Genomic DNA, 17,279 nt, shown 5'->3' with positions numbered 1-17,279 from the left:
TGTGTCACTGGCCGCGTGTGCGACGAGTACGGGTTCAAAAACGGCGTGCAGAGGGGTGGAGAACAGCTCGGACCGAGGGCGTCGGAGGCGTCAGTCCTGAACGATGAACTGACCGGCTATCTCCGTCACCTCCTCCATCGACTTCGCCTCGTCGAACGCGTTCGGGAACGGCGAGTGGCCTGCGACCCAGTTGAACGTCCCTGCGTGGCGGGCCTCGACGCTGTGGATGGAGAGCGCGGCCGCGAGGAGCTGGTCGTTCTGGATGGCCGGTGCCGCGCCCGCGTAGGCGGCGACGCCGGTGTTCTCGAGGTCCTTCGCGACCTGCAGGAACTGACTTGGAGAGTCGTAGCCGAAGTCGTAGGTGGCGGGTTCGACGGGGTCACCGCCGAGGTCCTCGATGACCGTCGTGAGCTGTTCAACGTGGGCTGCCTCGTGCTCGCCGACCATCTGGACGTACTCCGGAATCTTCTCGCGGGTCTCCATGCAGAGGCGGTCACAGACCGCATCTGCGGTCATCATCTCCTCGCCGGTGAAGTCCTCGAGGCCCTTCTCGTAGAACGTCGCCTCGAGGTGTTCGAGCGTCAGGGCGTAGTTGAGGATGTCGAGGTCGGTCTGTGCGTCCTCCTGGGACTGCAGCGACGCAGCTGCACTCGTACCGGAACTGCCGGCGGGCTGCCCTGCCGCAGAGCCGGTCAGGCCGACGGCGGCTGCGCCGGCCGCCGCTGCGCCGCCGAGGAAGCTCCGGCGCGAACGCAGTTGGTCACGGACGGATTCGGTGAGTGTCTCGATGCTGTCACGGTCTGGCTGGGTGGTGTCGTCGGACATCTGGGTACTACCGTGCCGGGTGGGCACGATCGAACCGACGGACGACCTATGAAAGAGGATTTTCCAGAAAGCCACCCAAATCTCACCCAGTTAGTGAATGAAAGTAACGGAATCGATAACGAACGTCCAGAAATTATGGGTTCCGGTACCGTCTCTCCGGGGGCGGACTACTCCCCCGTCAGCGCCTCGCTCGCGGGGGCGAACGAGACCGTCTGCCCCAGGCCGCGCTCGTTCGCCCGTTCGTAGAGCAGGTGCGCGGCGGCTGTCGTCTCGATACCCGTTCCGCCGGAGTCGAACACGGTGATATCCTCGTCGCTCTCTCGGCCGGGAGCAGCCCCCGCGACGACCTCGCCGAGTTCCGCGTGGACGTGGTCCTCGTTCACGACGCCCGCCTCCATCGCGCTGATGAACGAGCCGGCGTCCTGGGTCACGCGCTCGCGAAGGTCGGGGACGTAGGTCGAACGCTCGATGGTCGTGTGGTCGAGTTCCCGCTTCTTCGGATTGTACTGCCCCATCGCGGTGACGTGCGTCCCCGGGTCGAGCAGGTCGCCGTCGAACACGGGCTCCGAGGCGGTCGTGGCCGTGATGACCACGTCGGCCCCTTCGACGGCGGCCGACGAGGACGCGACTGCTGCGATAGTGGCGTCGTACCGTTCGTTCATCTCTGCGGCGAACGCTTCGCGGTTCTCCTTCGTGGGGGAGAAGACGTTGACCGTCTCGAAGTCGCGGACGGTCATCGTCGCCTTGAGCTGGCCGCGTGCCTGTGCACCGGTCCCGATGATGGCGAGGTTCGAGGCGTCGTCGCGAGCGAGCGCGTCGACGGCGACCGCGCCGGCCGCGCCGGTCTTGTACGGGTTCATGCTCGCGCCGTCGAGGAGAGCGAGCGGTGCGCCCGACTCGGCGTCGAACAGTGGCGTCATGAACCAGGCGTCGGTCCGAGCGAACCCGGCCGAGTACATGTAACCGCCCATCGCGCCCGTCTCCGGGAGGACGGCGGAGTAGCTGAACAGCATCCCCGGCGGGTCGTCGTTCCGGAGGGTGGTTCGGGGTTTCGCGGGCGCGCCCTCGCCACGTTGTCGGTAGCCGTCGCGGACGGCATCGACGTACTCTGCGGGTTCTGCGAGTCCGGCAACGTCGTCACTTGTCAGGAACAGCGCGTCCGTCATGGGCGAAGGTTCGAGAACCAGCGACTAAAATGATGTGCTGGGTACGAGTCGTCAGTCTGCGTGAGGCGGTTTGACGTTCGGTGCGGACGACTGGGAGGGCTCGGCCTCCGGGTGGTGGTCCGTCGGGCCGCGGACGAACATCGCGTGGCCGACGAGGAACGCGGCGAACAGTGCAGCGATTGGGACTGCGGTCGTGAGTTCGAGATCCGCGAGCATTGTGAGCGCACCGGTTCCACCGAGGAGCGATACTGGAATCAATCCTAGCACGACGTCGTAATACCCAGTCATAATCTATTAGAAAATAGGGGAATCTACATTATAAATCTTACGGCCATAGGTGCCCGATATTCCACCAGTGAATGATTCGTAAATGCGGCATCGCATTCTCATAACTTATGGATACGTTATCCAGTTCTGAAAGCCGCGCCGTCTTGCGATTTTCCCGAATTTACCAATGGTTCATCTGGATTCTGAGTTTCTGTTATATGCTTTCCCATTCCCGCATCTGCCGTAACCGATGCGTTGAAGCGACAGACAACCCACGCCTGTCTCGTGAACCGGAACGACCGCGCCATCGTCGGCCTCGTGATGCTCGGGCACGCGATGGTCCACACGTACGAGCTATCCATCCCCATCTTCGTCAGCGTCTGGCTCGCGCCCGAGGTGTTCGGCGTGAGCGAGGCGACGGTTGGCGTCGTGGTTGCGGTCGGCTACGGTCTGTTCGGACTCGGCGCACTCCCCGGTGGTGTCCTCGCGGACTCCATCGGCTCGAAACGCCTCATCGTCGGCTGTCTGCTCGGCATGGCGGGCTCGTTCGCCCTGCTCTCGGTGGCTCCGAGCATTCCCGTCGTCGCCGTCGCCCTGCTCCTCTGGGGTGCGGCGGCGAGCGTCTACCATCCCTCCGGCCTGTCGCTCATCAGTCGGGGCGTCGAGTCCCGCGGGAGTGCATTCGCCTACCACGGGATGGCGGGTAACCTCGGCATCGCACTCGGCCCCCTCGCGACGACCATGCTCTTGCTGTTCCTCGACTGGCGCGAGGTCGCACTCGTGCTCGCGGTCCCGGCGGTCCTCGGAGCCCTCGTCGCGGTGACCATCGACGTCGACGAGCGAGCCGCGGTCGCTGACGGCGGTGACGGTGACTCGAAAGCAGACGCTGTCTCCTCGCTCGGAGAGTTCGTCACCGGAAGCCGGCGGCTGTTCGCCGGCGGTTTCCTCGTCATCTTCGCCGTCGTGATGGCCTCGGGCCTCTACTACCGGGGCGTCCTGACGTTCCTGCCCGAGATACTCGGCGGGTTCCCGTCGCTCGCGCCCATCGAGTTCGCCGGGCAGGAGCTCCAGCCCGCCCGGTACGTCTACGCCGGACTGTTGATGGTCGGGATGGTCGGCCAGTACGTCGGCGGCCGGCTCACGGACCACGTCGAACCGAGCCGTGCACTCGTGGTGGTCTTCCCCGCCCTCGGCGTCATCGCCCTCGCGTTCCTGCCGGTGTCGTCGCTCGGACTCGTCCCGTTCCTCGCCCTGTGTGGGCTACTCGGCTTCGTCCTGTTCGTCCCCCAGCCGCTGTACCAGGCGGCCGTCGCCGAGCACACGCCCGCGGGCACGCGTGGACTCTCGTACGGCTACACCTACCTCGGCGTGTTCGGTATCGGTGCACTCGGCGGCGTGCTCGCGGGCGCGCTGCTCACCTACGCGGATACGGCGGCCCTCTTCTACGCCCTCGCGGGTATCGGGCTGTTCGGCGGCGTGGCGAGTTTCGTCCTTGCCCGGCGATGAATCCGTCCGTCAGTCTTTCAGCCAGCCGACGACCAGTGGGCGCACGCCACCGAGTACGACCGCACCGAGACCGCTCATGACGAGCGCGAACGTCCACGGCGAGTCGCCGGGGAGGTAGGGCGACCCACGAGCGATGAGTGCGAGGTTGACACCCCCGAGCCAGGCAGCGACCGTGATCCGAGCCGTCGAACGACCCCCAGCGAAGGCGGGCTCGCCGTAGGCACCGGCGAGCGTGGCGACCGCGTACCAGCCGAGGAGGAACGGGAGAACCGTCGCCGCGACGCGTGGTGCCTGTGCGATGGGGTCGACGCCGTGGCGGAGCTCGCCCGAGAGGATGAGTCCGACGATGACGAGCGTGTCCGCGAGTGCGAGCGCGCCGGCCGCCCCTGTCGTCGACTCGTCTCCACCGAACAGCTGCGTCACTGTGGCCATGGCCGAGCGTCCGTCTCCCAGGGTCATCGCTCTCACGGTTTCGGGCGTCGGCGCGAACGTTTTTGCCCCGGGCGGGCGACCACCGGAGCATGGATGCGACGTTCGCCGCCGGTATCACGCTCACTGCCCTCGGCGCGGTGAGCTATCTCGTGGGCATCGCGGTGCCGTACCCGGGGAGAGCGTTCTCGCTGACGGCCGTGATGGTGGGGCTGACGCTTCTGGCCGTCGGCTGGGAGGAACCGGCCGGTCTCCGGGGTGGTGGAGAATGACGATCCAGTCGCACGTCTTCTCGACGAACGGCGTCGACGATTACGACCGGCTGGACGTAGCCCGCGACGCCCCTGGCACCACGTGGATTCGCGTCTCCGACGCGGACGACCGCGAGATACAGCGCGTCGCGGAGGTGTTCGGCATCCATCAGCTGGAGATAGAGGACATCCGCAACGAGGTTCGGCCGAAGACCGAAATCTTCGACGAACACGTCTTCATCCTCATGAAGAGTGCAGCTCTGCGAGCCGGCGAAACGACGTTCGCCGAGGAGATCAAGTCCGAAACCGTCGGGATGTTCGTCGGCAAGGACTGGATCGTCACGCTCTCGCTGGGCACGCTCCGAGCCGTCAGTCGGGTCTGGGACAGCGTCACCCGTGCGGAACAGCGTATCGTCGGCCGAGGCCCGGACTTCACGGCCTACAAGATACTCGACAACGTGGTCGACGGGTACTTCGACGTCATCGACGAGATAGAGAACGACATCGAGGCCGTCGAGGAGGATGTCCTCGAGGCGACCGACCCGAACACGCTCTCCGACATCAACAGTCTCCGGCGCGAGCTGCTCTCGGTGCGACGCGTCCTCTGGCCGTCCCGCGACGCCGTCGCGATGCTCTCCAGGGGCGACTCCCAGTTCATCGAGGAGCGCCACGAGAAGTACTTCCGCGACGTCTACGACTCGCTGGTCCAGCTGGTCGAGCTCGCGGAGACGTACCGTGACCTCGTGACCGGCGCACGCGACATCTACCTCAACTCGCTGTCGATGCAGATGAACGAAGTGATGAAGACACTGACCGTCGTGGCGACCATCATCCTCCCGCTGACGTTCGTCGTCGGCGTCTACGGGATGAACTTCGAGACGATGCCGGAGCTACAGTGGCAGTACGCGTACCACGCCACGATGCTCGGGATGGTCGGCATCACCACCGTCCTCGTCGTCTACTTCCGGAGAGAAGGCTGGCTGTAAGGGGACGTCACCGCACCCAGACCGACTCACTCCGCGTTCTCGCGCTTGAGAGAGAGGACCGTCCGCTCGAACTCACAGACGAGGGTCTCGTCGCCGTCGTCCTCGAGCTTGAAAGCCTCCACCTTCATCGTCACGACGCCGCGCTGGCCGTCGCTCGTCTCGCGCTTGTCGGTCACCGTCGACTGGACGCGGATGGTGTCGCCGTGGAAGACCGGAGCGGGGTGGGAAACGTCGTCGTAGGAGAGGTTGGCGACGATCGTCCCGTCCGTCGTCTCCGGGATGGAGATGCCCACCGCGAGCGCCATCGTGTAGATGCCGTTGACGAGGCGTTCGCCGAACTGTGTCTCGCTCGCGAAGTCCTCGTCGAGATGGAGCGGTTGCTGGTTCATCGTCATGTCGCAGAAGCGCTGGTTGTCGCTCTCGGAGATGGTCCGTCGCCGTTCGTGTTCGATCGTCTCGTCGACCTCGAACTCCTCGTAGTACAGTCCGGGCATGACCGAGAGGTCTCGGCCCCGACTCAAAGCCGGTGCGGTTCGCGGGGAACGGGGGCAAGCGAGAAACCACGACATCACCGCCCACATTATCGAAACCACTAAAGTGCTGATTTCGGTTGTTTCAGGCACTTTCCTAGTCGATTTGGCCAGGGGGTTAGGTGGTGTGAGGCGCTCGGTTCAACTGCGAACCGACGCCGGACAGCAACCGGCGCAATCTACACAACATGACAGAAAGAAAGTCCGCAATCCTGAGTGTTCTCGCAGTTGGGCTGCTGGCGCTCGCCGCAGTCAGTGGTACAGCCGTCGCCGTGCAGGAGGAGACGACCAACGAGACGACGACCACCACGACGGCTACCGAGACGACAACAACCACGAACGAAACGACGACCACCGGTGAAGAGACCACGACCACCGGCGAGGAAGAGACCACGACCGGCGAGATGACCGCCACTGAGACCGCCACCGAGACCGCTGGCGAGACGACCACCGAGGAGGGTGAGTCGGGCGGCTCGCCTGGCTTCGGTCCGGTCGCCGTCGTCCTCGGCGTCTCCCTGGCTGCGCTCATCGGCCTGCACCGCGCGAACTAACGTCGCCGCTCGGCCCGTCGATTCCGCCTTTTTTGTGCCGTGCAACTACTGCACAAACCCGAAGTATTATACGAAGGGTTTTTGTGCGCGTCCACGGAAATTCGCCTAGATGCGCCAGCGACGCCCCACGAGTGGGACGCGACCGCTGGTGGCTTCTGGACTGGCCCCGTGTCATTGCGACGCACAACCACTCCATCACTGCACCCAGTAATCATGGCATCAGCGACATCTTCCGAGACCGACGAAGAACAGCACGAAGAGAGCGCAGTCGAGACTGCCCGACGACAGCTCGAGCGGGCAGCTGCGCATCTCGACGTCGACAGCGGTATCATCGAGCGGCTGAACTACCCGCACAAGGTCCACCAGGTCTCCGTCCCGCTGAAACGCGACGACGGCTCGACCGAGGTCTTCACCGGCTACCGCGCACAGCACGACAGCGTCCGCGGCCCGTTCAAGGGTGGCCTCCGCTTCCACCCGCACGTCAGCGCCGAGGAGTGCGTCGGCCTCTCGATGTGGATGACCTGGAAGTGTGCCGTGATGGACATCCCCTTCGGCGGCGGCAAGGGCGGCGTCGTCGTCGACCCGAAGCAGCTGAGCACCGAGGAGAAGGAGCGGCTGACCCGCCGCTTCGCCGAGGAGCTTCGTGACGTCATCGGGCCGAAACACGACATCCCGGCGCCCGACATGGGCACCGGGCCGCAGGAGATGGCGTGGTTCATGGACGCCTACTCGATGCAGGAAGGCGAGACGACGCCCGGCGTGGTCACCGGCAAACCGCCCGTCATCGGCGGCTCCTACGGTCGCGAGGAGTCCCCCGGTCGCTCGGTCGGCATCATCGCGGAGCAAGCCATCGAGTACTACGACTGGGACATGGAGGAGACGACCGTCGCCGTGCAGGGCTTCGGTTCGGTCGGCGCGAACGCGGCTCGCTACCTCGACGAAGCAGGCGCGAAGGTCGTCGCCGTCTCCGACGTGAAGGGTGCCATCTACGACCCCGACGGGCTCGACACCCAGGACGTCGAGGGCCACGACGAGCGCCCCGGCATGGTCTCGGGCTACGATGCCCCCCAGAAGCTTGAGAACGAGGAACTGCTCGAACTCGACGTCGACGTGCTCATCCCGGCCGCCATCGGCAACGTGCTGACGGCCGACAACGCGAACGACGTACAGGCGAACATGATCGTCGAGGGTGCGAACGGCCCGACGACCATCGCCGCCGACGAGATATTCGAGCGCCGCGACATCCCCGTCGTTCCGGACATCCTCGCGAACGCGGGCGGCGTCACCGTCTCGTACTTCGAGTGGCTCCAGGACATCAACCGCCGCCAGTGGTCGCTGGAGCGCGTCAACGAGGAGCTCTCCGAGGAGATGCTCAAGGCGTGGAACGCGGTCAAGGACGAGGTCGAGGAACGCGACGTCACCTGGCGTGACGCCGCGTACATCGTCGCCCTCTCCCGCGTCGCCGAGGCGCACGAGGCACGCGGACTCTGGCCCTGATTCGGCGATCTCGACGAACTTCGTCTCCGACACCTCAGCAGTTTTCTCGTCCCCGTGAGAAGCGTCACTGTGACCGACCCAGCCGCCTTCACCGACTTCGCCCGCTGGTGCGACGGCACGTCGCCACTGTACGCCCGACTCGCGAGGGGCGTGGCCGCGGACGACGACCTGCTCGCCATCGCCGGCGCGGTCCCCGCCGACCAGCCGGGCCCCAACAACCTCTTCGCGGCCGTTCACGCGCTCTTGCTCGACGGGGTCGACCACCCGGTTCGTCGGTTCTACCCGAGCGTCGTCGACGACCCTGTCTCTCCCGAAGACGTCGACCCTGTCCCGGCGTTCCGGGAGTTCGTCGTCGCGAACGAGGAACGGATTCGAGAGTTCGTCTCGACCCGCCGAACCCAGACGAACGCGGTCGGGCGGTGTGCCGCCCTCTACCCGGCGTTCGCCCACGTCGCGGAACGGGTCGGCGAACCGTTCGCGCTCGTCGAGGTCGGCTGCAGCGCCGGGCTCAACCTGCTGTTCGACCGGTACCGGTATCGCTACGAGACGGCTGCAGGCGAGCGGCGGGTCGGCCACGAGCACTCTTCCGTCTCGGTCGAGACCGTTCTGCGCGGCGGCGACCCGACGCTACCGCCAACCCCGCCGACGGTGGCCGAACGCGCCGGTATCGACGTCAACCCGCTCGACGTGACCGACGAGGCGGACGTGAACTGGCTCCGGGCGCTCGTCTGGCCGGAGCACACCGACAGACTGGAACGGCTGACCGCGGCCTGTGAGCTGGCCCGGCGCGACCCACCGCGGCTGGTGGCTGGTGACGCGCTCGACGTACTCCCCGAGGTCGTCGCGGCCCTGCCCGATGGCCTCCCGGTCGTCGGCTTCGACACGCAGGTCCGGTACCAGTTCACCGAGGCGGAACGCGAGCGGTTCGACGAGGTCCTGTCGGCCGTCGCGGCCGGGCGGGCGCTCCATTGGCTGTCCGGAGACGCGACCGTCGAGGACGACGGTGACCCGGGGATGACGCTGACCTGGACGGACTTCGGTGGCGACGGACGAAAGCGGGAGACAACGACACTGGCCCGGTACGAGGGGCACGGGCGGTGGCTCCGCTGGCTCCAGTAGCAGGGTTTGCGACGGCCGGGAACACGGACGGACGGCAGGATTCAACACCCCCGCCGCCGTCGCCTCCTTCATGGTTCGACGCAGTGTGCTGTTCTCTCCCGGCGACCGACCGGAACTGATGCGGAAAGCGCCAGGCACGGGTGCCGACACCATCATCTTCGACCTCGAGGACGCCGTGGCACCCTCGCGCAAGGACGAGGCCCGTTCTGCGGTCCGCGAGCTGCTCACCGAGGACGGGTTCGACCCCGAGTGTGAGGTCTGTGTCCGGGTCAATCCGGTCGACACGGGGATGGTGGACGATATCGCCGGGCTCGCCGGGGACGGCGACCTCGACGACCTCCGGCTCGACGCCCTGATGCTCCCGAAGGCGACGAGCGGCAAGGACGTCGATGCCCTCGACGAGGCCTACGTCGGTGAGACGCCGCCGGTCCTCGCCCTCGTCGAGTCCGCGGCGGGGGTACTCGGTGCAGCCGACATCGCGGCGGCCGAGTCGACCGATGCGCTCGTCTTCGGGGCGGAAGATCTCTCGGCGGACGTGGGGGCGACGCGCACCGAGGAGGGAACCGAGGTGCTCTACGCGCGCGAGAAGGTCGTCGTCGCGGCGGCGGCCCACGAGGTCGACGCCATCGACACTGTCTACACGGACTTCTCCGACTCGGAGGGGCTGGCTGAGGAGACCCGCTTCGCCATCCAGCTCGGTTACGACGGCAAGATGGCCATCCATCCGGTGCAGGTCGACGTCATCAACGACGCGTTCACCCCCGACGAGGGCCGTATCGAGTGGGCCCGGGCGGTCATGGAGGCGAAGGCGGAGGCGGACGAAGACGGTCGCGGCGTCTTCCAGGTCGACGGCGAGATGATAGACGCGCCGCTCATCACGCAGGCGGAGCGGGTGCTCGAGCGGGCTCGGGCCGCCGACAAGATATAAGGACCTTAGTTTGGATTTAATCGTAGACATCCATTATATTTTCGCCACGCTTAACCCGCCCGTCTGAGTGCTGTCACCTGATGACAGACGAGGCCAATCCGTTCGAGAGTCTCCAGGAGCAGATCGACGACGCGGCCGCCTACCTCGACGTGGGGGACGACGTCCTCGAACGCCTCAAGAATCCCGAGCGCGTGCTCGAGACGAACCTCTCCGTCGAACTCGACGACGGCTCCATCGGACTGTTCCGAGCCTACCGGTCGCAGTTCAACGGGGACCGAGGCCCGTACAAGGGCGGCATCCGGTACCACCCGGGCGTCACCCGCGACGAGGTCAAAGCCCTCTCCGGCTGGATGGTGTACAAGTGCGCGACCGTCGGCATCCCGTACGGGGGCGGCAAGGGTGGCATCGTCATCGACCCGGCTGAGTACTCGGCAGACGAACTCGAGCGGGTCACCCGGTCGTTCGCGACGGAGCTGCGCCCCATCATCGGCGAGGACAAAGACATCCCGGCGCCGGACGTGAACACGGGCCAGCGCGAGATGAACTGGATCAAGGACACGTACGAGACGCTCGAGGGAACGACCGCCCCCGGCGTCATCACCGGCAAGGCCATCGAGTCCGGTGGCAGTGAGGGCCGCGTCGAGGCAACGGGTCGCTCCACCATGCTCGCCGCCCGCGAGGTCTTCAACTATCTCGACCGCGACATCTCGCAGGCGAAGGTCGCCGTCCAGGGCTACGGGAACGCGGGCTGGATCGCCGCGAAGCTCATCGACGAGCTCGGCGCGGACATCGTCGCCGTCTCCGACTCCTCCGGCGCCATCCACGACCCCGACGGCTTCGACCCCGTCGACGTCAAGGACTTCAAGCGCGAGACCGGCTCCGTCACGGGCTACGAGGATGCGAAAGAGGAGTTCTCCAACGACGACCTGCTGACGATGGACGTCGACCTCCTCGTCCCCGCCGCACTCGAGAACGCCATCGACGGCGACCTCGCGAAGGAAGTGCAGGCCGACGTCATCGTCGAGGCCGCGAACGGACCGCTCACGCCCGAGGCCGACGACGTGCTCACCGAGCGCGACGTCTACGTCGTCCCGGACATCCTCGCGAACGCGGGCGGCGTCACCGTCTCGTACTTCGAGTGGGTCCAGAACCGACAGCGCTTCTACTGGTCGGAAGACCGCGTCAACGACGAACTGGAGACCATCATCGTCGACGCCTTCGACCGAATGACCGACGCCTACGAGAACAACGACGCGCCGAACTTCCGGACGGCCTGTTACGTCAACGCCATCCAGCGCGTCGTCGACGCCTACGAGGGCGCCGGCAACTGGCCGTAGACCGGAATCAGCGCATCAGCGACCGACTGCTCCGGTATTTTCTTGCCGCCAGGAACGGTAGCCTGCCGAACATGCAGGACTCGTCCCGTTCGCCGCTCACGCAGGCCACCGACTTCATCAAGAACCACTCCCGGCTCTACGCCGCCGTGTTGCTGTTCTACGGTCTCATCCTGTTCCCGTGGCTGCGCGCGCAGGGACACCAGTTACTCGGGTCGCTCATCGGGGTGGTCCTGCTCGCGGGGATGCTCGTGGTGTTCAGGGCGAACCTGGACAAGGCGAGGGAGACGCTTCGAGAGCGGAACGACGACGAGCGACGCGGATTCTGAGACCGAGAGAGGAGCGGCTGTTCGACCCGTTCTACAGCCCGAGTTCGCGGCCGATGACGAGATGCTGGATCTCGGACGTGCCCTCGCCTATCTCCATCAGCTTGGCGTCGCGGTAGAACCGCTGCGGGGAGAAGTCCTCGGTGTAGCCGTAGCCGCCGAGCACCTGCACCGACTCTTCGGCGACCTTCCGTGCGGCCTCGGAGGCGTCGAGCTTCGCGAGTGCGGAGGACTTGGTGACGCGCTGGCCCTGGTCGTACTCCCACGCGGACTTGTGGGTGAGCAGGCGGGCGCGCTCTATCTTGCGCTCCATGTCGACGATCTTGTCGCGGATGGCGTCGAACTTCGAGATGGGCTGGCCGAACTGCTCGCGCTCTTTCGAGTACGACTTGGCGGCCTCGTAGGCGCCCTGGGCCAGACCGGTCGAGATGGCGGCGATGGAGATGCGGCCGCCGTCGAGCGTCTTCTTCGTCTGTTTCCAGCCCTCGCCGCGCTCGCCGAGCATGCGGTCCTCGGGGAGGCGGACGTCGTCGAACTGTATCTCACACGTCGGCGAGGCGTTGAGGCCCATCTTGTCCCAGACGGTCGTGACCTCGAAGCCGTCGTCCTCCTCGGGGTCGACGATAAACGTCGAGATGCCGTCGTAGCCCTCGCCGGGGTCGGTGACTGCCTTCACGAGGATGCTGCCGGCGACGTTGGCGTTCGTGATGAACTGCTTCGTGCCGTTGAGCACCCACTCGTCGCCGTCCTTCTCGGCCGTCGTGTCCATGTCGGAGGCGTCGGAGCCCGAGCCCGGTTCCGTGAGGGCCCACGCACCCATGTACTCGCCCGAGGCGAGCGGTGTGAGCCAGCGTTCCTTCTGTTCCTCGGTTCCGAACAGTTCGAGCGGCTTCGAGGCCAGCGAGGTGTGCGCGACGTAGGAGAGGGCGACGGAGCCGGAGACGCGGCCGAGCTCCTCGGCGACGACTGCGTACATCAGCGTGTCACCGCCGAGTCCACCGTACTCCTCGGAGATGGGGACGCCCATCACGTCGAGCTTCCCGAGCTCGTCGAAGATCTCCTCCGGGAAGCGGTGCTCGTTCTCTATCTCCTGTGCGATGGGTTCTATCTCCTCGTCACAGAACTTGCGCACCTCCTCCTGGATCATCCGGTGCTCGTCCGGTAGAGCGAAGTCCATACGCAATGCTTGCCCAGAACGGAAATAAAGTCTTCTGTGAGCCGGCGCGGTCTCCCATCCAGACAAGAGTTTTCTCTCCCCGTCGCCTCGTCGTAACCAGTAGATGTCTCTGCGGAACTGGGTGCGCGGAAGCGTACCGTGGGAGGAGCTCGAACGGGTCGGGCAGGAGCTGGCCCGGCGGAGTCCCAACGACGCCGTTCGCATCGAGTTCCTTGACGCCGACAACTGGCTCTCGACGCCGATGGTGGTCGACGAGCGCTGGTTCGTCAAGGTCGTCTCGCCGCAGAACTCGTTCGTGCACGCCCTGTTCACCGCGGGACGGAACCTCGGCGCGTTCTCGTCGGGCACCGAGGGCTTCTTCGACCACTTCGCCAGTCCGCTCCACATGGCCGAACACGAGTTCGAGGCGACCGAACGGATGCGTGCCATCGGTCTGAACGCCCCGGAACCGGTCGAGACGTTCGCCGTCGACGACCTCGGCGTCCTCGTTCTGGAGTTCCTCCCGGACTTCCGGACGCTGGACGACGTCTCGACAGAGGAGACGCGCGAACTGGCGGAGCCGCTCTTTCGCGTCCTCCAGCAGCTCCACGAGAACGGGCTCGCCCACGGTGACGTCCGCGGAGAGAACGTACTCGTCGTCGACGGCGAGATATTCTTCATCGACGCGACGAGCGTGCGCGACGAGGGCATCGCGGGTGCTCGCGCGTACGACCTCGCCTGTGCGCTCGCCGTCCTCGCGCCGATGATCGGTGCCCGAGAGACCGTCGCCGTCGCCGCCGAGGTCTACCCGGTCGACGACCTGCTGGCGGCGCGTGAGTTCCTCGACTTCGTCAACATGCGCCCGGACCACGACTTCGACGCGGCACAGGTCAAGGGGGAGCTGGAGAAGGTCGCGAACCGTCGTCCGGACGACGGTTCGTCCGTCACATAGCAGGCTTTTTGACCCGGCCCAGAGAAATTTTCTCCTGTTATGAGCCAGCAGGCCACCGGAACCTACCAGCACTACATCGGCGGTGAGTGGACCGACGGTGAGGGTGACGAGACCTTCGAGAGCGTCAACCCCGCGACGGGCGAGACCCTCGGCGAGTTCCAGCGCGGGACAGAGAGCGACGTCGACGCCGCGATGGCGGCCGCGGAGGACGCCTTCGAGGAGTGGAAAGAGCTCTCGCACATCGACCGTGCCGAGTACCTCTGGGAGGTATACCACGAGCTCCGAGAGCGAACCGAGGAGCTCGCAGAGGTCGTGACGAAGGAGTGTGGCAAGGAGATCTCCGAGGGTCGCGCCGACGTAATCGAGGCGTACCACATGGTCGAGTGGGCGGCCGGCGACGCCCGCCACCCGAAGGGCGACGTCGTTCCCTCCGAGATTCCCGCGAAGGACGCCTACATGCGCCGCAAGCCGCGCGGCGTCATCGGCTGCATCACCCCGTGGAACTTCCCGGTCGCCATCCCGTACTGGCACATGGCGGTCGCACTGGTCGAGGGCAACACGGTCGTCTTCAAGCCCGCCGAACAGACGCCGTGGTGCGCACAGATCATCGCGGAGATGTTCGAAGACGCCGGTATCCCGGACGGCGTGTTCAACATGGTCCAGGGCTACGGTGACGTCGGCGCGGCGATCGTCGACGACGACCGCACCGACACCGTCCTGTTCACCGGCTCCGCCGAGGTCGGCCACGAGGTCGCCTCGAAGGTCGGCGGCACGCCCGGCAAGCTCGCGGCGTGTGAGATGGGCGGCAAGAACGGCATCGTCATCACCGAGGAGGCGGACCTCGACATCGCCGTCCACTCGGCCGTGATGTCGAGCTTCAAGACGACCGGCCAGCGCTGTGTCTCCTCCGAGCGCCTCATCGTCCACGAGGACGTCTACGACGAATTCAAAGAGCGCTACGTCGAGGTCGCGAAGAACGTCTCCGTCGGCGACCCGCTCTCCGAGGACACGTTCATGGGCCCGGCCATCGAGCCCGGCCACGTCGAGAAGATACAGAAGCACAACGAGCTCGCCCGCGAGGAGGGTGCCAACGTGCTTGTCGACCGCTTCGAACTCGACGACGACGAGATTCCGGACGGCCACGAGGAAGGCAACTGGGTCGGCCCGTTCGTCTACGAGGTCGACTACGACCCGGACCTCCGCTGCATCAAGGAGGAGTGCTTCGGCCCGCACGTCGCCCTGATGAAGTACTCGGGCGACATCGAGGACGCCGTCGAGATCCACAACGACACGCCGTACGGTCTCGCCGGCGCCATCATCTCCGAGGACTACCGCCAGATCAACTACTACCGCGACAACGCCGAGGTCGGCCTCGCCTACGGTAACCTGCCGTGCATCGGTGCCGAGGTCCAGCTGCCGTTCGGCGGTGTCAAGAAGTCCGGTAACGGCTACCCGTCCGCGCGTGAGGTCATCGAGGCCGTCACCGAGCGGACCGCCTGGACGCTCAACAACTCGAAGGACATCGAGATGGCCCAGGGTCTCTCTGCGGACATCAAGACGTCCGACGACTGAACCGGTCTGCGACTCACCCAACCGACGATTCTTTCGGTTCCTACCCGACCGAGCGACGCGTTCATCCGTCGACCCGCTGTTGGAACAGCCTACTCCTGGTCGAAACAGACGACACCCGGCAGACGGCGAACATTTAAGACTGAGACAATGCTACACAATGGCATGATTGGTCGCGTACGGTCCCGACTGTCCAGCGTCTTCCGCCGTGACCCGGAACGACCCAGGCCGACGATGGATGACCGGCAGAAAGCCCTCGATACGGTACAGAGACGTGCGATAGAGACCGAACGAGAGCTCTATCGACAGCGCCACTGAGGACGCGAACGCCGCCAGCCCGATTCTCCAGCCGACGTCCGATAGCTCGGCATAGCTGTCGCTCGGAAGTCCGGCAGCCGGCGTCGTGACTGAAGACGAGTCGGAGGTACTGAACGAATGAGGACGAGAGGCGAGATGTGGCCGTTCCGCGCTAGGCTCCTAGGTAGCCCCGCGGAGCGGCCTGTGGGCGCGGGCGTGGGTGCGACGGGCGTTGGATTGCCGGAATCGACGTGAAAAGCGCCTAACCGGCAACAGCACCTTCGCCGTCATCACGTATAAACCCCGTGACTTCGGCACGCATCACCGGCGCCTGTCGTCGAGCGCGGGGAAGTCCTCCCTGACGCGAGCGATCTCGTCGGGGTCGGCCTCGCCGAACACGATGTCTGGACGGTCGTCGGTCGTCGCCACGGGCGTGCCCCACGGGTCGTACAGCGTCGAGCGACCGACGAGGGTCGCGTCGTCGAACTCGGCGCTCGCGTTGATGGTGGCGACGTAGGAGAAGTTCTCGATGGCGCGGGCTCGCGGGAGCGTCTTCCAGTGTTCGACGCGGGGGTAGGGCCACGCAGAGGGGACGAGCACCAGGTCCGCACCAGTATCGACCAGGTCCCGGTACAGTTCGGGGAAGCGGAGGTCGTAGCAGGTCGTGACACCGACGGTGAATCCGCCGAGTTCCGCGACCGGGGTCGCTTCGCCCGGGGTCAGCAGTTCGGACTCGGCCGAGTCGTAGCCGAACAGGTGGTTCTTCCGGTAGACGAGCTGTCGTTCTCCGTTCGAATCGAAGAGGACGGCCGTGTTCGCGAGTCCCTCGTCGGCGGGCGTCTCGACGTCGGTCTCGGCCGCCGTTTCCGCGAGGTCCTCGACGATACTCCCCGCGAGGAGGGCGACGTCGTTCTCGGCGGCGGCCGTCGAGAGACGTTCGAGGCGTTCACCGCCGAGCCCCTGCGAGAACCGGTCGTACACGTCGAAGGCGAAGTAGCCGACGTCGAACAGTTCCGGCAGCGCGACGAGGTCCGCACCGGCCGTCGCGGCGTCCGCGATGGCGGTCTCGGCGCGGTCGAGGTTACCCTCCACGTCAGCGGCTTCCACCGCCAGCTGTGCGAGTGCGAGTTTCATCGTTCTGCAGCGAGGTAGTCCTCGATGGCTGCTTCGAGGTTGTCGAGTTCACCGTCGAGGTGACGTTTGAAGTACCGTTCGACGCCCGGGAGCTTCCCCTCGACGACGAACCGGTTCGTGAGCCGACAGCCGTCGTCGGTCGCCGTCAGTTCGTGTTCGCCGGTGACCTCCATCACGCGCGAGCGTCCGACGAACTTCACGAACTCGGGTTCGCGCCGCTCGACGTCGCGCGTCTTGACCGGGACGGTCTTGTTGAGGAGTGGAATCGGGAGTTCGACGTACCAGGTGGCTCGTCGGCCCTCGGCGTCGTCGAGTTCGAAGTCGGAGACGACGCTGATGGGCCGTGCCCGGCGTTCCGGGTCTGCGATGAACTCCCAGACGCGCTCGGGTCGAACTGGAAACGTGAACGTCCGCTCTACCCGGATTGTCATACGATTGCTGGTCGCTATACAGTAA

At 65.8% G+C, this 17,279-nt stretch carries 20 protein-coding genes; 12 read left to right on the top strand and 8 right to left on the bottom strand.

All coding sequences use genetic code 11. The features are described from left to right. Nucleotides 1–90 precede the first annotated feature (90 nt). The 3 genes from ACSC1Y_RS00200 to ACSC1Y_RS00190 all read right to left on the bottom strand — a co-directional run bounded on the left by ACSC1Y_RS00200 (nucleotide 91) and on the right by ACSC1Y_RS00190 (nucleotide 2,279). Nucleotides 91–825 carry a ferritin-like domain-containing protein gene (locus tag ACSC1Y_RS00200; RefSeq protein ID WP_435332527.1) on the bottom strand — a complete coding sequence of 245 codons (735 nt, stop codon included), beginning with the start codon at nucleotides 823–825 and terminating at the stop codon, nucleotides 91–93. Between the two features lie 167 nt (nucleotides 826–992). Beyond that, a complete protein-coding gene (locus ACSC1Y_RS00195; protein ID WP_435332526.1) occupies nucleotides 993–1,991 on the bottom strand; it encodes an ornithine cyclodeaminase family protein in 999 nt (332 codons plus the stop codon). A gap of 51 nt (nucleotides 1,992–2,042) precedes the next feature. Beyond that, nucleotides 2,043–2,279 carry a DUF8015 family protein gene (locus ACSC1Y_RS00190; RefSeq protein WP_435332525.1) on the bottom strand — a complete coding sequence of 79 codons (237 nt, stop codon included), beginning with the start codon at nucleotides 2,277–2,279 and terminating at the stop codon, nucleotides 2,043–2,045. A gap of 264 nt (nucleotides 2,280–2,543) precedes the next feature. On the opposite strand from ACSC1Y_RS00190, the gene ACSC1Y_RS00185 reads away from it, so the two are divergent. Beyond that, the gene (locus ACSC1Y_RS00185; RefSeq protein ID WP_435332524.1) at nucleotides 2,544–3,764 is read left to right on the top strand and encodes an MFS transporter; all 1,221 of its coding nucleotides are present in this window, start codon (nucleotides 2,544–2,546) and stop codon (nucleotides 3,762–3,764) included. 9 nt (nucleotides 3,765–3,773) lie between these two features. Here ACSC1Y_RS00185 and ACSC1Y_RS00180 read toward each other — a convergent pair whose 3' ends face one another. Continuing rightward, nucleotides 3,774–4,196: a DUF3054 domain-containing protein gene (locus tag ACSC1Y_RS00180; protein ID WP_435332523.1), complete on the bottom strand. Its 423-nt coding sequence runs from the start codon at nucleotides 4,194–4,196 to the stop codon at nucleotides 3,774–3,776. Nucleotides 4,197–4,285: 89 nt separating this feature from the next. Between ACSC1Y_RS00180 and ACSC1Y_RS00175 the strand changes: the two genes are divergently transcribed. Then, a complete protein-coding gene (locus ACSC1Y_RS00175) occupies nucleotides 4,286–4,465 on the top strand; it encodes a hypothetical protein (RefSeq protein ID WP_435332522.1) in 180 nt (59 codons plus the stop codon). After that, nucleotides 4,462–5,430, top strand: a complete 969-nt coding sequence (gene corA / locus ACSC1Y_RS00170) for a magnesium/cobalt transporter CorA (RefSeq protein ID WP_435332521.1) — start codon at nucleotides 4,462–4,464, stop codon at nucleotides 5,428–5,430. Before ACSC1Y_RS00175 ends, corA begins: the two co-directional genes overlap by 4 nt. Nucleotides 5,431–5,456: 26 nt before the next feature. Here the strand turns inward: corA and ACSC1Y_RS00165 are convergent, their stop codons facing one another. After that, a complete protein-coding gene (locus ACSC1Y_RS00165; RefSeq protein WP_435332520.1) occupies nucleotides 5,457–5,924 on the bottom strand; it encodes a MaoC family dehydratase in 468 nt (155 codons plus the stop codon). A gap of 224 nt (nucleotides 5,925–6,148) precedes the next feature. Between ACSC1Y_RS00165 and ACSC1Y_RS00160 the strand changes: the two genes are divergently transcribed. From ACSC1Y_RS00160 to ACSC1Y_RS00135, 6 genes are all read left to right on the top strand, one after another. Further along, entirely contained in the window at nucleotides 6,149–6,511 is a 363-nt protein-coding gene (locus ACSC1Y_RS00160) for a hypothetical protein (protein WP_435332519.1), read from the top strand. Between the two features lie 213 nt (nucleotides 6,512–6,724). After that, the gene (gene gdhB, locus ACSC1Y_RS00155) at nucleotides 6,725–8,008 is read left to right on the top strand and encodes a glutamate dehydrogenase GdhB (protein ID WP_435332518.1); all 1,284 of its coding nucleotides are present in this window, start codon (nucleotides 6,725–6,727) and stop codon (nucleotides 8,006–8,008) included. Between the two features lie 69 nt (nucleotides 8,009–8,077). Then, nucleotides 8,078–9,127, top strand: coding sequence for a DUF2332 domain-containing protein (locus ACSC1Y_RS00150; protein ID WP_435332517.1), 1,050 nt, complete (start codon nucleotides 8,078–8,080; stop codon nucleotides 9,125–9,127). Between the two features lie 70 nt (nucleotides 9,128–9,197). Further along, the gene (locus ACSC1Y_RS00145; RefSeq protein ID WP_435332516.1) at nucleotides 9,198–10,055 is read left to right on the top strand and encodes an HpcH/HpaI aldolase/citrate lyase family protein; all 858 of its coding nucleotides are present in this window, start codon (nucleotides 9,198–9,200) and stop codon (nucleotides 10,053–10,055) included. Between the two features lie 80 nt (nucleotides 10,056–10,135). Beyond that, entirely contained in the window at nucleotides 10,136–11,392 is a 1,257-nt protein-coding gene (locus ACSC1Y_RS00140; RefSeq protein ID WP_435332515.1) for a Glu/Leu/Phe/Val family dehydrogenase, read from the top strand. A gap of 71 nt (nucleotides 11,393–11,463) precedes the next feature. Then, nucleotides 11,464–11,718: a hypothetical protein gene (locus ACSC1Y_RS00135; protein WP_435332514.1), complete on the top strand. Its 255-nt coding sequence runs from the start codon at nucleotides 11,464–11,466 to the stop codon at nucleotides 11,716–11,718. Nucleotides 11,719–11,749: 31 nt separating this feature from the next. Here the strand turns inward: ACSC1Y_RS00135 and ACSC1Y_RS00130 are convergent, their stop codons facing one another. Then, nucleotides 11,750–12,892 (bottom strand): acyl-CoA dehydrogenase family protein, encoded by a 1,143-nt coding sequence (locus tag ACSC1Y_RS00130; protein ID WP_435332513.1) that lies wholly within the window; start codon nucleotides 12,890–12,892, stop codon nucleotides 11,750–11,752. 103 nt (nucleotides 12,893–12,995) lie between these two features. On the opposite strand from ACSC1Y_RS00130, the gene ACSC1Y_RS00125 reads away from it, so the two are divergent. From ACSC1Y_RS00125 to ACSC1Y_RS00115, 3 genes are all read left to right on the top strand, one after another. Continuing rightward, nucleotides 12,996–13,823, top strand: coding sequence for an RIO1 family regulatory kinase/ATPase domain-containing protein (locus ACSC1Y_RS00125; protein WP_435332512.1), 828 nt, complete (start codon nucleotides 12,996–12,998; stop codon nucleotides 13,821–13,823). 39 nt (nucleotides 13,824–13,862) lie between these two features. After that, nucleotides 13,863–15,395 (top strand): aldehyde dehydrogenase family protein, encoded by a 1,533-nt coding sequence (locus ACSC1Y_RS00120; protein ID WP_435332511.1) that lies wholly within the window; start codon nucleotides 13,863–13,865, stop codon nucleotides 15,393–15,395. A 162-nt stretch (nucleotides 15,396–15,557) separates the two neighbouring features. Then, nucleotides 15,558–15,710, top strand: a complete 153-nt coding sequence (locus ACSC1Y_RS00115) for a hypothetical protein (protein ID WP_435332510.1) — start codon at nucleotides 15,558–15,560, stop codon at nucleotides 15,708–15,710. 300 nt (nucleotides 15,711–16,010) lie between these two features. On the opposite strand, the gene ACSC1Y_RS00110 is transcribed toward ACSC1Y_RS00115, so the two are convergent. Continuing rightward, on the bottom strand, nucleotides 16,011–16,823 hold the full coding sequence (locus ACSC1Y_RS00110; protein ID WP_435332509.1) for a nitrilase-related carbon-nitrogen hydrolase: 813 nt from the start codon (nucleotides 16,821–16,823) through the stop codon (nucleotides 16,011–16,013). Further along, the gene (locus ACSC1Y_RS00105; RefSeq protein ID WP_435332508.1) at nucleotides 16,820–17,254 is read right to left on the bottom strand and encodes an SRPBCC family protein; all 435 of its coding nucleotides are present in this window, start codon (nucleotides 17,252–17,254) and stop codon (nucleotides 16,820–16,822) included. Before ACSC1Y_RS00105 ends, ACSC1Y_RS00110 begins: the two co-directional genes overlap by 4 nt. Nucleotides 17,255–17,279: the final 25 nt, after the last annotated feature.

The sequence above is a fragment of the Haloarchaeobius lipolyticus genome (genome assembly GCF_051208015.1).
In the GTDB taxonomy this organism is placed as follows: domain Archaea; phylum Halobacteriota; class Halobacteria; order Halobacteriales; family Natrialbaceae; genus Haloarchaeobius.
This window is presented reverse-complemented; position numbering and strand designations above follow the sequence as displayed.